Source organism: bacterium, assembly GCA_040755795.1.
In the GTDB taxonomy this organism is placed as follows: domain Bacteria; phylum UBA9089; class CG2-30-40-21; order CG2-30-40-21; family SBAY01; genus JBFLXS01.
In genome coordinates, this window is sequence record JBFLXS010000052.1 from 1 (window position 1) to 16,188 (window position 16,188).

At 30.6% G+C, this 16,188-nt stretch carries 15 protein-coding genes; all 15 read right to left on the reverse strand.

The features are described 5' to 3' along the window. Nucleotides 1-190: 190 nt before the first annotated feature. Complete coding sequence (wecB, locus tag AB1414_05585) at nt 191-1,312, reverse strand: UDP-N-acetylglucosamine 2-epimerase (non-hydrolyzing) (GenBank protein MEW6606911.1); 1,122 nt, start codon at nt 1,310-1,312, stop codon at nt 191-193. A 2-nt stretch (nt 1,313-1,314) separates the two neighbouring features. Beyond that, nucleotides 1,315-2,424 (reverse strand): capsular polysaccharide biosynthesis protein CapF, encoded by a 1,110-nt coding sequence (locus AB1414_05590; GenBank protein MEW6606912.1) that lies wholly within the window; start codon nt 2,422-2,424, stop codon nt 1,315-1,317. A 12-nt stretch (nt 2,425-2,436) separates the two neighbouring features. Beyond that, nucleotides 2,437-3,432: a polysaccharide biosynthesis protein gene (locus AB1414_05595; GenBank protein MEW6606913.1), complete on the reverse strand. Its 996-nt coding sequence runs from the start codon at nt 3,430-3,432 to the stop codon at nt 2,437-2,439. Continuing rightward, the gene (locus AB1414_05600) at nt 3,425-4,792 is read right to left on the reverse strand and encodes a hypothetical protein (GenBank protein ID MEW6606914.1); all 1,368 of its coding nucleotides are present in this window, start codon (nt 4,790-4,792) and stop codon (nt 3,425-3,427) included. The genes AB1414_05595 and AB1414_05600 overlap by 8 nt, the downstream gene beginning before the upstream one ends. Continuing rightward, nucleotides 4,770-6,080: a hypothetical protein gene (locus tag AB1414_05605; protein ID MEW6606915.1), complete on the reverse strand. Its 1,311-nt coding sequence runs from the start codon at nt 6,078-6,080 to the stop codon at nt 4,770-4,772. Before AB1414_05605 ends, AB1414_05600 begins: the two co-directional genes overlap by 23 nt. A gap of 3 nt (nt 6,081-6,083) precedes the next feature. Beyond that, nucleotides 6,084-7,280, reverse strand: a complete 1,197-nt coding sequence (locus AB1414_05610; GenBank protein MEW6606916.1) for a hypothetical protein — start codon at nt 7,278-7,280, stop codon at nt 6,084-6,086. Beyond that, nucleotides 7,277-8,242, reverse strand: coding sequence for a glycosyltransferase (locus AB1414_05615; GenBank protein ID MEW6606917.1), 966 nt, complete (start codon nt 8,240-8,242; stop codon nt 7,277-7,279). The genes AB1414_05610 and AB1414_05615 overlap by 4 nt, the downstream gene beginning before the upstream one ends. A gap of 210 nt (nt 8,243-8,452) precedes the next feature. Next, nucleotides 8,453-9,565: a hypothetical protein gene (locus AB1414_05620; protein MEW6606918.1), complete on the reverse strand. Its 1,113-nt coding sequence runs from the start codon at nt 9,563-9,565 to the stop codon at nt 8,453-8,455. Between the two features lie 17 nt (nt 9,566-9,582). Beyond that, complete coding sequence (locus tag AB1414_05625; protein ID MEW6606919.1) at nt 9,583-10,566, reverse strand: SDR family oxidoreductase; 984 nt, start codon at nt 10,564-10,566, stop codon at nt 9,583-9,585. Between the two features lie 13 nt (nt 10,567-10,579). Beyond that, nucleotides 10,580-11,899, reverse strand: a complete 1,320-nt coding sequence (locus tag AB1414_05630) for a nucleotide sugar dehydrogenase (protein ID MEW6606920.1) — start codon at nt 11,897-11,899, stop codon at nt 10,580-10,582. Continuing rightward, on the reverse strand, nt 11,886-12,995 hold the full coding sequence (locus tag AB1414_05635) for a glycosyltransferase family 4 protein (GenBank protein ID MEW6606921.1): 1,110 nt from the start codon (nt 12,993-12,995) through the stop codon (nt 11,886-11,888). Before AB1414_05635 ends, AB1414_05630 begins: the two co-directional genes overlap by 14 nt. Then, nucleotides 12,992-13,615 carry an acetyltransferase gene (locus AB1414_05640; GenBank protein MEW6606922.1) on the reverse strand — a complete coding sequence of 208 codons (624 nt, stop codon included), beginning with the start codon at nt 13,613-13,615 and terminating at the stop codon, nt 12,992-12,994. The genes AB1414_05635 and AB1414_05640 overlap by 4 nt, the downstream gene beginning before the upstream one ends. Nucleotides 13,616-13,666: 51 nt before the next feature. Further along, nucleotides 13,667-14,302: a sugar transferase gene (locus AB1414_05645; GenBank protein ID MEW6606923.1), complete on the reverse strand. Its 636-nt coding sequence runs from the start codon at nt 14,300-14,302 to the stop codon at nt 13,667-13,669. Continuing rightward, nucleotides 14,295-15,413 (reverse strand): DegT/DnrJ/EryC1/StrS family aminotransferase, encoded by a 1,119-nt coding sequence (locus AB1414_05650; protein ID MEW6606924.1) that lies wholly within the window; start codon nt 15,411-15,413, stop codon nt 14,295-14,297. The genes AB1414_05645 and AB1414_05650 overlap by 8 nt, the downstream gene beginning before the upstream one ends. An 18-nt stretch (nt 15,414-15,431) precedes the next feature. Continuing rightward, the gene (locus tag AB1414_05655) at nt 15,432-16,055 is read right to left on the reverse strand and encodes a winged helix-turn-helix transcriptional regulator (protein MEW6606925.1); all 624 of its coding nucleotides are present in this window, start codon (nt 16,053-16,055) and stop codon (nt 15,432-15,434) included. Nucleotides 16,056-16,188: the final 133 nt, after the last annotated feature.

The following is a 16,188-nucleotide window of genomic DNA, read 5'->3' on the forward strand; positions in this document are numbered from 1 at the left end:
CCAAAAATGTTATTATAAAATAATAAACGTGTTCTTCAATTTTGTAATATTAAACCTCTTTTTGTCTTAACTAAGAGCATAAATCTCACTCTATAAAGTTATAAATGCTTTCACAGACAAAGATGCCTTGACCCTAAGGATAGGACTGACTGTTGTTATGAAGGTCATATGGTTGAACATATTTACGGTGTTATTTTTGCCAAACTACCCTATTAATATAGTTGGTATATGAAATAATAATTCTTAAAACTTTTTCAGATACATTTTCCATACTATAGTCTTCAACATATCTAATTGTTCTATTGTCTTGGTGATCTAAAAAACTCAATGCTTGAAGTATATTTTCTTTCTTTAATCCAACCATCATGACTGCTGCTTCTTCCATAGCTTCTGGTCTCTCGTGAGCTTCTCTAATATTAAGTGCTTTAAACTTTAGGATAGAAGACTCTTCACTAATTGTACCTGAATCACTTAAGACTGTTTTTGATTCAATTTGAAGTTTATTGTAATCAATGAATCCCAATGGTTTTAATGTTTGAATGAGAGGATTAAATTTTATGCCTTTCATCTCAATCATTTTGCGAGTTCTTGGGTGAGTCGAAATAATAACCGGCAATTGGTATAGATCTGCTAGTGTGTTAAGTGTGTTTACTAAATCTATAAAGTTATCAGAATTGATATTTTCTTCCCTATGTGCAGATACTAAAAAATACTTTCCTGGTTCTAGTCCTAGTTTTTTTAATATATCTGACTGATCAATTTCTGTTTTCTTACTCATTAGTACTTCATACATTGGGCTACCTGTTTTAATGATACGATCGGCTGGGAATCCCTCGTTTAATAAGTATTCTCTTGCAATAGAGCTATACGGTAAATTTATATCAGATATATGATCTACAATTTTTCTGTTTGTTTCTTCAGGTACTCTTTGATCAAAACATCTATTACCCGCTTCCATATGGAATATTGGAATATGTCGGCGTTTAGCAGCTATAGCAGTTAAGCAACTGTTCGTATCACCTAATACTAAAAAGGCGTCTGGTTTTACTTCTTCTAGAATAGGATCAATCTTAATTAGGATATTACCAATCGTTTCAATTGCTGTACCTATTGCTGCATTTAAGAAGTAATCGGGCTTTTTTAAATTTAAGTCTTTAAAAAATACTTCATTTAATTCGTAATCATAGTTTTGTCCAGTATGAACTAAAACATGTTCAATAGCCTCAGAGTTATTCAGTTTGTGAATAACAGCTGAAAGCCTAATGATTTCGGGTCTAGTTCCTACTACAGTCATTACCTTTAGTTTCTTCATCATTATACCTCCACGAAAATTGTATCTGGTTTTTCAGGGTCAAATGTTTCATTTGCCCACATCACTGTTACCATGTCTGTATTGCCTAGGTTTTCGATATTATGTGTATACCCAGGTGGGATATCTACCACTTGCAGTTTATCACCGCTGACGTGATATTCAATGATATTTTGTTCATCAATCTTTCTAAATCGAATGACACCAATACCACTTACCACCAAAAACTTCTCGTTTTTGGTGTGGTGCCAGTGATTTCCTTTGACTATCCCGGGCTTTGATATGTTAATCGACACTTGACCTCTGTCAGGTGTTTTAAGAAACTCAGTGAATGAACCACGATGATCGATGTTCATTTTTAAATCATAACTGAATTGATCGGTCGGTAGATAGCTTAAGTAATTAGCATATAATTTTTTGGTGAATGGGTCTATGGTGCTTGGGATAAAACGGTTTTTTCTACTCTCTTTGAATGAATATAATAAATCCACAATCTCACCTAATTTGACAGTGTGAACTGGTTCAACATAACAAAACTCATCTTTTCTATTCTCTCGACCATTTAAAGCGTAGATGAGTTCTTTAACAAGATCATCGATATAAATTAAGTTCATAACCACATTTCGGTCGTTAATTGTAATCGGTAAATCATTGGCGATATTATATGAGAAGGTTGCTATAGCGCTGTTATAGTTTGGTCTACACCATTTTCCAAAAACATTTGGAAAACGGTAAACTAGAACTCTTGCATTAGTTTCTTCACTGTAACTGAATAGCAAATCCTCACCAGCTTTTTTACTAATTCCGTATGGATTATCTAGTAATGCTTGTATCGATGACGCAAGCATGATAGGTGACTTGTTTTGATATCTTTTAAGGTTCTCTAAAAGAACCGACGTAAAACCAAAATTGCCTTCTAGGAACTCTTTTTGGTCTTTAGGTCTATTAATGCCAGCTAAATGAAATACAAATTCACAGTCCTTAGAATAATTATCTAACTCTTCTAGTGTTGAATCCATATCATATTCATAAATATCTGTGTACTTTTGATTTTTCAGCTCAGCGATTAAGTTTTTACCGATGAAACCTTTAGCACCCGTAACGAGTATTTTCATAATACACCTACCTTATTTAAATAAGTCTAGTTTGAGTAATAGTTTTTTCATACCTTCAATATCCAGTCTAGATGTATTATGTGAATGGTATGAATCAGCTAATACAAGTTCCTTACTACCTTTTTCAATGAATTTGTCGTAATTTAAGTTTCTGTTATCTGCTGGAATCTTAAAGAATCCACCTAAATCAACAGCTTTATTCATTTCTTCTTGTGTCACTAATACTTCATATAATTTTTCACCATGTCTAGTACCAATATAGACCGGTTCGATTGAACATTTTGTTAAATCGAGTACAGCTTTGGCAAGTACATCAATACTTGCTGCTGGGGCTTTTTGAACAAAAAGATCACCTTGTTCACCATGTTCAAATGCATATAAAACCAAATCAACAGCGTCTTCTAAAGTCATCATAAAACGAGTCATTTCAGGATTTGTTATTGTGATCGGTTTGTTTTCGTGTATTTGATCTAAGAAAAGAGGAATTACAGATCCGCGAGATGCCATAACATTGCCATATCGAGTTAAACATAATACCGTATCATTCTTTCTTAGCTGTCTCGATCTTGCAATTACATTTTTCTCCATCATAGCCTTACTCATACCCATTGCATTAATAGGATATGCAGCCTTATCAGTCGATAAGAAAATGGCCTTTTTAATACCGTTTTTAACACAAGCACTAATAACATTATCACTTCCCAAGATGTTCGTTTTAACTGCTTCAATTGGGTAGAATTCGCACGAAGGCACTTGTTTTAGCGCTGCTGCATGAAAAACATAATCAACACCAATAAAAGCACCCTCGATGGAATCGTAATCTCTTACATCTCCCATGTAGAATTTAAGTTTATCGTTATTATAGTACTTTCTCATGTCTTCTTGCTTTTTTTCATCTCTAGATAGAATTCGAATTTCTTTTATATCACTTGATAAAAATCGTGAAACAACTGCATTACCAAACGATCCTGTACCTCCGGTAACCAATAGTATTTTTTCTTTAAACATATAATTTCTCCTTTTCTTCTAGTCGTTTTGAATCACCATATATTAGCCTAATATTTACACTTGTAACAATTACTATAAATGGAATGAGTGAAATAATGTTTATTAGAATTAAATGATTCCATTTCATAATCCAATCCCAAAATATAAAAGTTAAAATGAACTTTAGAAATACTCCTACTATGTATGAATAGAATTGTGCTCTAAGTATATTCATTCCATTTGAAAATGTTGATTGTATTGCTATAGTAGAAAATATCACTCCATATATTGCCATGATTACTAAGTTGGAAATATCAACTGTAAAACTGTTTATACCTAACCATATGTTAAATAGGAATTGAGACAAGAATATTATAATCAATTGAACAATAACCAATAACATCAAAACAATATGAGTGTATAAATACGTTTTTTTTATCCATTCATGCCTTTTTTCATGAAGGGCTTTTGTAACTGCAGACCAAATAGGGATCAATAGAATAGATAACATAACAGGAGCTAATGTAAATAGTTTGTAGTAAAATTGGTAATCGATCACACTAGATGGATTTAGGACTTGACTTATAAATAATTCGTTTGTCGCGTTAATTAATAAATACATTATTTGAATAAAAAAGAAAAGTCCACCGATATTAATTACACTTTGTGAAAATTTAAAATCCAAGTTTTTCAGTTTGGGTCTCATTTTTCTATATTTTCCTAAGAAAAGAACTAGAGTGATTACTAAAGTGGGGACGTTTGTTGCCAAAACGTAAAAAATGGAAACATAAACGAGCTTATCGCTCAAGTTACCAGTATTTAAAAGAGTGATAAAAATAAAAATAGATAAGCTTGTTACAAGTGATAAAAAGTTAACTAGAAATGGTTTTTGTAATGCATAGAGTAAAGAATAGATAAGCTTTAACGTGAAATGAAGCAAAATACCAAACAGTGATATCATAAATGCAACTCTTATTGTTGAATTTTGAATGATATTAGAAGATACATTAAATATTTTATTATAGTTTAGAAATTGGCTCAAGATAATTGCGACTAAGAATACGAAAACTGACAAAATTGAAAAAATAAAATACGAACCAGTTATATATTTTGATGACTTCAAGTCGTCCCTATCTGCAATTGTTTTTACCAAATAATTTCTCAATCCATTCCCAATTCCTAAATCAAATGTCAATATCCAAGTTAGAATTGACAAAATAGTAAACCATAACCCAAGGTACGTATCATTGGAAAAATATCTCAAGTAGGCTGGAACAGTTAATAATGATAATATGACTGAACCACCTTTTAATATTATAGTAATTAGAATATTGAATATTAAATTTCGTGAATCATTATCAATTTTTTTTATAAGTTGCAATTTCTTTCTCATCCTTTTCAATTACTATTCTATTACGATATATAACCCATATTATAAACATAAATAATGTAGCAATCAATGATTGTTTTGTCTGTAATAATTGATTGTTATTTGGGATATACATTATAAATATTGTTAGATGCGCAAAGACTACAATAGACACTGGATCACGATTTACAATAGAATATTTCCATGCCCTTGCAAATAAAAAAACACCAAAAGATACAATTAATATCGCCCCAAAAAAAGTAAAATCTGAAGCAATCCATGGGAAAATACTTATCCAGTTTGAATAACCATCGTATCCGTAAACATCATTAATTCGTTCTCCATAAGTTGGTGAATATGAAGAATCCGAAATATTAAAAGTTCTAGTTATAATCTCTCTAAAAGCAAATGAACTTCCCATCCCCATTGAGGACTCATAGGGCAAATTAAGTGATAAATATAACCCATAATAACCATTTGAAAAATAATTAAAAAACAAAATTACTGGTTTTTTAAAATCGGTTGGGACCATTCTGACAATAGGATGTTCTAAGTTTGAAAAAGCTCTTCCGTCAATTGTTTCAATACTCAAGTTCCATCTTTCTACCCTTGAACCAATATTGCTGATAAAAAATCCAAGGAACAATATAGCGAAGAGAGTTGAAATGATAAATATTTTTGGCTTTATTTTTTTACTAGAGTTGATTAGTTTAATTATTATTGGAATTAAAAAGTATATTAGCATATCACCTATCATTTTTTGGTTCCCATCAAAAATAATTACATGCCAAAGTGATAAAGCATAGTTAAGTAAAACTAAAGCTTTGAATGAAAAGGATAGTTTGTTGAAGAAGTAAATACCAAGCACCTTAACAAAAATATCAAAAATGTATATGTATGATAATAACCAAAATGAATAGGTAAATATAAAATCTTTATTTCCATATGATGTGGTTAAAATATCAAAAATCGACGAATTAGGAGCAATACTTACTCCATATACAATAGTTTTCTCTATGATTATTAAGAAATATAGGATAGTCATAAACACAATTAGTATTTTTAATGCGCGAAAACCGTAATTAAATCTGATTGGTCTTTTTGAATAATAGATATGTACATCAGACTCAATTCCTCTATGATATCCAAAAATAGCAAAAATCGAGAATATAATCATAAACCCTAAGACTATTATTTTGTTATATTGGACATACTCCCAAGGACCAAAAAAATTAGCCAAAAGTGTTGTAACTATATATATTATGAATATTTTCAGTGGCAAATATAATTTTTTTCTCATTTGTTATCCTTTAAGTTTATTAAAAATACTATTTCGGTATTCATATGAATGCCTTTTATTAAAAAGTAATGATGAGTTTGCATTAATTTTTTGTGCTATTTCATCATAATTTTGGATTATGTTCTGCAAGTATACTATTAAACTATCTATAGTTGTGGCATTAAACCCTATTTGATTATTTACTATATATTGTGCTGAATTGATTTCAGATGGACCATATATTATTATAGGTCTTCCCGCAGAAATATATTCCGTGATTTTTGTCGATAAAGAGTATTTTGTGTACTCAATATTTTCTTGTTTAAACGATTCTACATGTATTAATATATCAGCTTTCCTTATTAAGACCTGCGCTTTCGTATTGTCAACTTCATTGAATATTCTGCTATTTTTGAAGTTGAATAGATGCTGATACTTGTTGTAATGCCCCTTAGGAACATATATGTTAAACATAAAGGGTACATTCATTAATCGTTGGGAATCCAGAAGTTTGCACATTTCCATTATAGTTTCAATTCTTCCTATATGTAACCCACCCATATATAACAACTGAAATTCTTTTCCATCTTTCAATCCTAAGTTTGTTAGGTTATTGTTAGTTAGAATATTACCAATAACATGGAATTCAATATTTTTAAAGCGATTTTCATACTCTTTTTTCATGAGGTCACTTATAACAAGTGCATTTCTTGATTTAGTCATCTGATTATAAATTTTCCCTAATATTAATCGATTTATAAGACGATTTTTAACTATGTTGAAACTTGTATCAATCCAGTTATCCATAAAATGATAAATGACATTTATATCCAATAGTTTACTTAAGTATGAAGAAAAGTTTATTGCAAAATATGACTCGCCAATCGTGTAAATAATATCTGGGTTGAACTCTTTTATTCTTTGAATATTTTTCTTCGAAAGAACATGGAAAAGACTCTTAGTATATTTAACATATTCTTTGATTTTTGCATATCTAACCTTATTAAACTTACTCCTAAGTTCAAATGGCATATCATTTATAATTTTTTTGTTTTTTGATATTTGAAATGACTCAAAATAGGGTAATTGTTGATCTTGGTATTTCACACTTCTTAAGTTATATACTTCCATCAAATTATAATGAAAAAGCAAGTTTCTTAGCGTGATTCCTAATGGAGTGTTTTCTTGTAAAGAATAATTGTTGACAATTAAAATATTCATATTTCAATCCTAATCAATTTATACAAATTTCTAGTTACTTTAAAATTAATAGAAAGTGAAAAAAGATATAGTTTTTTTCTGATATCTACTCTTGAAAAAATAATTTTTAAAAATATTTTTCTTGACATACGTGTTATTATCTTAATATATTCTTTTTCATAACTATTGAATTTAATCAAGAATGAAGCGATTGTTAATACCACTCTCATTATAATTAGATTCATTTGATTACTTGTAATTTCATTATTTTTTTTCATTAATTCAACTATGTTAATTATCTGTAGAGCGGAAGCGACTTTTTTGTTAAAACCTGAATTATTCGCACTACCATCCCTATTATTATATATATTAATAGCATGATTATTAATTACAATTTTATTTGCTCTTTTTAGCACTCTGAGCTGAAACTCTAAATCTTCAAGATGATGTATTTTCTCATTAAGCAAAATCCCAGATAAGAGTTCACGCTTATAGACGTATAACCATAGTGAAATTGGGAAATTATTTATAGCGATATTATTAATCGCTTCTTCTCCATTAATAATTTTCTTTTTTATATTAGAGATAAATATCGGTTTTTTGTCTCTTTCAATAACAATGGATGCACACACTTCTGCATCATGCTCTTTTATATTCTTCATGAGGATAGCGAAAGCATCACTTTTTATTTCATCATCAGAGTCCATAAAAGTAACATATTCACCACTTACATATCTCAATCCTATGTTCCTAGCGCTTGAAACGCCACCATTTACTTTATCGTACAACTTAATAAAACTATATTTTTTTTCGTATTCTTTGCATTTCGAAAAACTATCATCAGTAGAACCGTCATTAACGAGTATAATTTCGAATTCTGTAAATGTTTGTTTCAAAATACTTTGTATGCAATTATCAATGAAATTACTTACATTATAAACTGGAATAACAACTGAGAGCATATAGTTAATAGCAAAAAACACTGCTTCTCCTTTCAAAATAAAATTCTAACACATAATCTTAGATTCGAAATCATATATTTCATACTAAACGAATGCCAATGAAGATATAGAGATCAACTTATTAATAATAATCTATTATAAGAAGGATTCTTATTCGTTTATTTCCTCTAAACTGTAACAAGCGTATTAATGTACTTCCGAGACCTAATATGAGATTTATTTGGAATATTTTCATAATTCCAATCGATCCATGAAGTTTTTAGTTACTTCAGCGTATTTTTTAAAATCAAACATATCATTGTTACATATAGCTTTTTGTTTAAGATTTTGATAGTCATCAATTAATTCATCTACACGATATGTTAGTTCATTTATATCGTTCAAGAGAACAGTTGCCTCATGAAGAAAACGATGATTAATAGAGATATTCCTATCAGTTATTACTGGTGTTGAGGTAGTAGTACTCTCAACATATTTGGTTGGAAAACCAGCTTTAGATACTCTATTCCCATATCTAAATAATATAGAAAAATGCGAGTTCATTACTATTCGCAAACTATCAATATGCGAAATTCTACCCAAAAATTTAACGTTCTTTATTTTTTCATGTTTGTATTTTTTCATAAATTCATCCTCATTCATTCCAATGACGTATAGTACTAGATCATCTCTTGTGCAATTAGTAAACCATTTAACTATGCTCAAAATGTTATCTTTTGAAACTCCTGGATTACCAGAGTATGAAAATACATATTTCCCTGAATTATTACTAGGGCTCTTGTTGATCCATTTCATATCTTCTAGGTCAACTAATGGTGGTATGACGACTTTGTTTTTATGGTGAGCATAATATAAGCTTAAATAGTCACTAATAAGAATCAATCCATCCACTTTTTTTGATATTACTCTCATTCTATAGAAAGAATCTATTCCTTTTATTAAGCCACCAATCAAGTTCATCCCTTTGATAGAGTACCATTCTGTGATGTCAAACACTAACTTTATGTTTCTTTTCTTACATAGCAATTTCAGTTTTATTGAAGGAATTGATGGGAAATTGTATGCAATAATGACATCGTAATTTCCCGTGTTTATTACATCTCTTACATCTTTGATACTTAAATAAAAACGAAATTTAGATTTCGAAATGTTCACTCCCTTATGAACTAGGAAATCATTAAATAAAAATTGCGACTTATCAGTTTGTTGATTGCTGTCAACACCAAAGAATTCTACATTGTATCCTAGAGTTCTCAGAATTTTTCCGTTAGATATAACCCGGTGAGCAGCAGCGTTTTTATCTGGAAGTTCAAATCCTCCAATATAAAGTACTTTTTTTTTCATGAGCTATTCACCTATCTTTAGTCTTTTGATAAACTATCACAGTAAAAACTTATTGCTTCCTTTATTCCCAACTTAAAATCATATTCAGGTTTATAGTTGAGCATTCCTTTTGCTTTGCTGATATCTGCATTACTATGCTTAATATCACCTTTTCTTTCAATAGTGAATATTGGTTCGATGTCAACATTCAATTCCTTGCAAATATGTTTATACAAATCGATCAGATATTCTCTACCACCATAAGCAATGTTAAATACTTCTCCTGAAAACTCACTGCTTGAATAGCATGCCTTTAGATTTGCTTCTACTACATTTTTTATATAAGTAAAATCTCTACTTTGATTACCATCACCGTTTATGGTTGGTCTTTCATTTTTTAGCAATTGTTTAATAAATTTTGGTATCACAGCAGCATAAGATCCGTCCGGATTTTGTCTTTTGCCAAATACATTGAAGTATCTAAGACCGTAGGTATCTAAATTATATAATTTTTTATATACCTTTCCATATTCTTCATTTGTTCTCTTTGTTATCGCATAAGGGGAAAGTAAATTACCTTCTTTTCCTTCAACTTTAGGTAAATTTGGATCATCACCATAAACAGATGAGCTAGAAGCATAAACAAATTTCTTTACTTTATTTTGCCTAGCTGCTTCAAGCATATTTAATGTACCCTTTATATTAATTTCTTCATATAATAATGGCATCTCAATGCTTCTTGGTACACTACCCCAAGCAGCTTGATGTAAAACAAAATCAACTCCGGAACAAGCCTTTAAACAAGTATCAAAGTCCCTAATATCTCCAAGAATAAATTCGTATTTCGGATTGTGTATGAACAAATCAACATTTTCTTGGAAACCAGTTGATAAATTATCTAGACACCTTACCTGATATCCCATTTCAAGAATAGATTCGACTAAATTTGAACCAATGAATCCTGCTCCACCAGTAACTAGAAATATGGAATTTTCGGGGAATTTCAACTCAGTATAACTCATAAAAATTCACCTCTCATAATCTAAAATAGTTGTATCCCAACTCTTCATATTCTGTTCTATCTAGAACACTTTTTATGTCAATCAAAACTCTATTACTATATGGAACATTTTTGTAAAGCGCATTTATATCTGTTCGGTTCATATTTTTAAATTCATCATGGCTTACAGCAACTATAATGGCATCCATATCTTTTATTGAGTTTACATCAGTTAATCTTATTTTATACTCATGAAAAGCTTCATCTGAATTTGCTTGAGGATCTACAACAATAGGAACAATACCATATTCCTTTAGTTCATGATATATATCTATAACTCTAGTATTCCTGATGTCAGGGCAGTTTTCCTTAAATGTTAATCCTAATATAGCAATTTTTGCACTTTTTACGGAAATATCTGCCTTGATTAATTGTTTAATCACATTTTCAACAACGTATTTCCCCATGTCGTCATTGATTTTACGACCAGATAATATTATTTGAGAGTGATAACCAACTTGTTCTGCTTTATAAGTTAAGTAGTAAGGATCTACACCAATACAATGACCACCAACCAATCCTGGAGTGAACTTTAGAAAGTTCCATTTAGTACCAGCAGCTTCTAAAACTGATTTAGTATCAATTCCAAGCTTATTAAAAATAATAGATAATTCATTCATAAAAGCAATATTAATATCTCTTTGTGAATTTTCTATTACCTTTGCTGCTTCAGCAACTTTGATAGACTTAGCTCTGTATACTCCAGCATCTACCACTAATTCATATACACTAGCAATGATACTTAAGGATTCATCATCCATGCCTGCAACTATTTTGACAATAGTTTCAAGTCTATGAATTTTATCACCCGGGTTAATTCTTTCTGGAGAGTATCCAACTTTAAAATCAATACCACATTTTAAGCCAGATTCCTTTTCAAGAATAGGAATGCAAATGTCCTCAGTAACTCCTGGATAAACTGTAGATTCATAAACAACGATAGATCCTTTTACTAAATTTCTTCCTACTGTACGCGATGCTGATTCTACTGGTCGTAAATCCGGTGTATGATCTGAATTTACTGGTGTAGGAACTGCAACAATATGAAACTTAGCGTTCCTGAGCTGTGTTTCATCACTTGTGAACTCAACAGTAGTATTTCTAATTACATCATTTCCAACTTCCTTTGTTGGATCAATGCCACTTTTATAAAGTTCAATCTTTTCTTTAGATATATCAAATCCAATCACATTAGCCTTTCTTGCGAATGATACTGCTATTGGCATACCAACATAACCTAGTCCGATTATTGATATTTTTTCATCTTTTCTCAATATTTTTTCATACAAATTCATTTTCATGGCTCCTAATAATATTAATTTCTTGAAGATAAGCATTAATAACTTTGTTTCTATCAAACTCTTGTTCCATTTTTTTTCGAGCATTAAAACCCATTGTTTTTTTCATTTCATAGGGAAGTTTAATAAATTCTTCCACAGCTCCAATAACTCCATGAACACTCATTGGCTCAAAGCCAATCCCACTTATTCCATCATCAAATGTTTCTTTGCATCCAGGTACATTTGTCGCTAAGATTGGTCGCCCTATGGAAGCTGCTTCAAGCAAAACATTAGAAATACCTTCATGATATGATGGAAGAATGACAGCGTGACAAGATTTAATATGCTCACGAACATCATCCAATTGTCCATGATATTGGATTATATTGAGTTTATTCAACTCTCCAAGTTTTTCAGAGTATTCATCTTCACAAAAACCAATTATATGAAATTCTATTTTCTCTCTATATTTTTTTATATGTTTTGCTGCTTCAATAAGCTCATTAATTCCTTTATTTTCCATTATTCTTCCAATAAACAAGAAGCGAATAATCCCATCATCAATTGGATAATTCTCAAAACTATATTGTTCCAAGTTCACACCAGAACCAGGAATCACTTTGTAGTTATTCTTTACGATTTTCCATCTAATAAAAGAAAGCTTATTTGACTGATTTTGAAAAAACACACAATTAGCCTTTCTTAATCCAATTCTATACAAAAATAGAGTAAACTTTTGAACAATTCCTTTGTTTTCAATTGAAGTCCCTAATCCAGTAATATTTGTGATATAAGGTATTTTACTAATTCTACATATAATGCCACCATATATATTTGGTTTTATGGTATATGTTAGCACAAGATCTGGCTTAATATCTTTTATTATTCTTCTATACTTGCAAATCAATTTTAAATCATTAACTGGATTTGTCCCACGTCTATCAATATTCGTTTCTATGAACTGACATCCTATCTCTTCTAACTTAGGTATGTATTTATCATATGGCAAAGAAATATACACTTCCTCTCCTTGCTTAATCAGTCTTTGTAAGAGCTCTTTTCGAAACTTATATAATCCCATTCCAAAGTTGGACAACACCAATATTTTCATATATGAAGTCTCCTAATTGGAACACCGACATATGTACCTGGTTCGATAATATCGTTAATTACGACACCGCCAGCTCCAACAATACAATCATCATAAATTACAATATCATTTATAACTATACTTCCAATACCTAACCAAGTTCTTTTTCCAATTTTCACATTACCGGCACATCTTACACCAGGTGATATATGTACAAAATCATCAATAATATTATCGTGATCTAAACTTGAACTGGTATTGATTATACACCCTTTACCAATTTTACAATTATTGTTGATGACAACACCGGCCATTACAGCAGTACACACATCTATTTCAACTTCACTATTGATTACAGCACTAGGATGTACAAGGGTCACTAAATGATATTCCTGTAGTAATAATTCACTACAAATTCTTTCCCTGACCCTATTATCTCCAATAGCAACAAAAAAATCAGAATTCTCTTTGAATTTATAGATATCTGCAGTAGTTCCTATAATTTTATGTTCTGATGAAATTTGATTGGTCACTTTATCATCAATAAACGAAACATTTTGCCAAATATTCATTTTTTTAGCGATATCAGAAACAACTCTACCATGGCTACCAGCGCCGATAATAACTAGATTTTTTCTCATTTAATTATTTCCTTAATCCAATTGGTGTGTTAAGATTATATTTCCTGAATTCTATATTTCTTTAACATGTTCGTTACCTATAAATGGTTCATTGGTTACAGAGGAGTTTGAATTTATTCCTTCTTTGATAATAACCTTTTTAATTGTCAATAATATAATCTTCAAATCAAATAAGAATTTTACATTATCAACATAATATACATCAAGATTGAATTTATCTTCCCAACTTATAGCATTTCTCCCATTAACTTGAGCATATCCAGAAAGACCTGGTCGAACTTCATGTCTTCTTTTCTGGTGATCGTTATATAAATCTAAATAGTTTACAAGTAAAGGTCTTGGTCCGATTAAACTCATTTCTCCTTTTAATATATTGATTAGTTCAGGAAGCTCATCAAGTGAAGTTGCTCTTAAAAATTTCCCGAATTTAGTCAGTCTTACTGAATCATCAAGCAAATTCCCATGAATGTCTTTTTGTTCTGTCATCGTTCTAAACTTATACATTGTAAATATTTTTCCATTAAGACCAGGACGATTTTGTTTAAATAATATAGGAGAACCAAGTTTAACTCGTACAAGAACTGCAATAAAAATTAGAATTGGTGATAGCATCAATAATGCTAGCAAACTTAAAACTATATCAAAGGGTCTCTTTATCATTTTCTCATATATTCTTTTTTTATGCATGAACGAATAAACCTCTTATTGCTTTAATTACTCTATTCTGCTGTTCTATAGACATCTTAGAATCACTTGGTAGACATAGACCCCGTGCAAACAAATCATCTGACACTCTATTTCCAATAAAGTCGTACTTCTCAAAGAATGGTTGTAAATGCATGGGTTTCCATAGTGGTCTAGATTCGATATTTTCTTTTTCGAGTGTTAGGATTAAATCAATTGGACTTATCTTTCCTTTTAAAGTAATACTTGTTAACCAACAGTTGGAATAATTCCATTCATTCAATGGCATGAACTCTATGTCTTGAATGTCTTTTAAGGATTCTTTATAGTAATGATATATTTGTCTTTTCTTCTCGATCCTTTGATCTAATACTTTTAATTGTCCGCGACCGACACCTGCAACCACATTGCTCATCCTATAATTAAAACCTAATTCAGAATGTTGATAATGTCTTGCTTGATCTCTAGCTTGTGTTGACCAAAAACGTACCTTTTGAATTCTTTCAGCATTATTTGATACAAGCATTCCACCACCAGAGGTTGTAATAATCTTGTTACCATTGAAACTAAAAATCCCAAAATCACCAAAGGTACCAGTATATTTACCTTTATATGTAGTTCCTAGTGATTCAGCAGCATCTTCTATCAATGTGACTTTATATTTTTTACACAAATCTACAATTTTATCCATATCTGCAGATAATCCGTAGAGGTGAACAACGATAACCGCTTTTGCATTAGGATATTTAATTAATGCTTCTTCAAGATATTTAGGACTCATATTCCATGTTTCATAGTCACTATCAATAAAAACCGGAATCGCATTTTCATAAATAATAGGATTAGCAGTAGCAGAGAATGTTAAGGACTGACATAAAACAATGTCACCTTGTTTAACTCCAGCCGCTTTCAGAGCCATTTGAATAGCTGCCGTGCCAGAAACCAATGCAGCAGCGTGACCAATACCTACTTTTGCAGCTATCTCATTTTCAAATGCAGTGACATTAGGTCCTAGTGGTGCGATCCAATTCGTATCAAATGCTTCTTTTACATATTGTTGTTCATAACCTTCATCACTCATATGTGGTGATGATAATAGAATTTTTTCGTTCATTATATTCATCCTCGTTGTCTAAAGACTAAAAAATTGTATAATCTTATCTTTTGAATATCCAAATTGCATAAGTTTGTTAAATATGCTCTCATTGTTTGTATAACTAGATATCAATATACCATCGTGTTCGTAATTACTTATTGAGTCCTTTGATATAATTGGGGTTGATCCAATCCTGTGTCCGATTTTATCTATGCTGTCATCTATAATAGCTTGAGCTTTGATGCTTACAACCTTGCTACTTTTAATCGCGTTGAGTAGTATCTCACATACTTCACCAGCACCATATAATAGAATGTTTTTGAAACCTTTACTCTCGATTTGAATTAGAAAGCTTTCAATGTTTTCTTTTGCTGAGTTATAGAGTTTTTGAGATGCGTTTAAGTAACTAATATTTAATACCTTGATTCTTTCACTACCCTTTTTCGTGATAAAATACTCTACATTTTTGGTAGAGTGTTTTTGTCTTTTAATGAGTTTATCTTTTTCGTATGTATCTAAATACTCATTGATCATACTAACCGCAATCCCAATCGCTTGGCTCATCTCACGCTGCGTGATATGGGAGTTCTTTTCGATCATGTCTAAGATCATATATTCTTTATAAAGAATCGTCGGTTTAAAAAAACTATTATCGCTCAAATGAAAGTCCTCCATTGTTCGCTTAATGAATGATTACATTTTACATCAATGACAAAACAATTACAAGCAAAAATCACTAATTTGTTTGAAAATCGAACATTCTTTTCAAAACCTTTTCACCAAACCCTAAAAA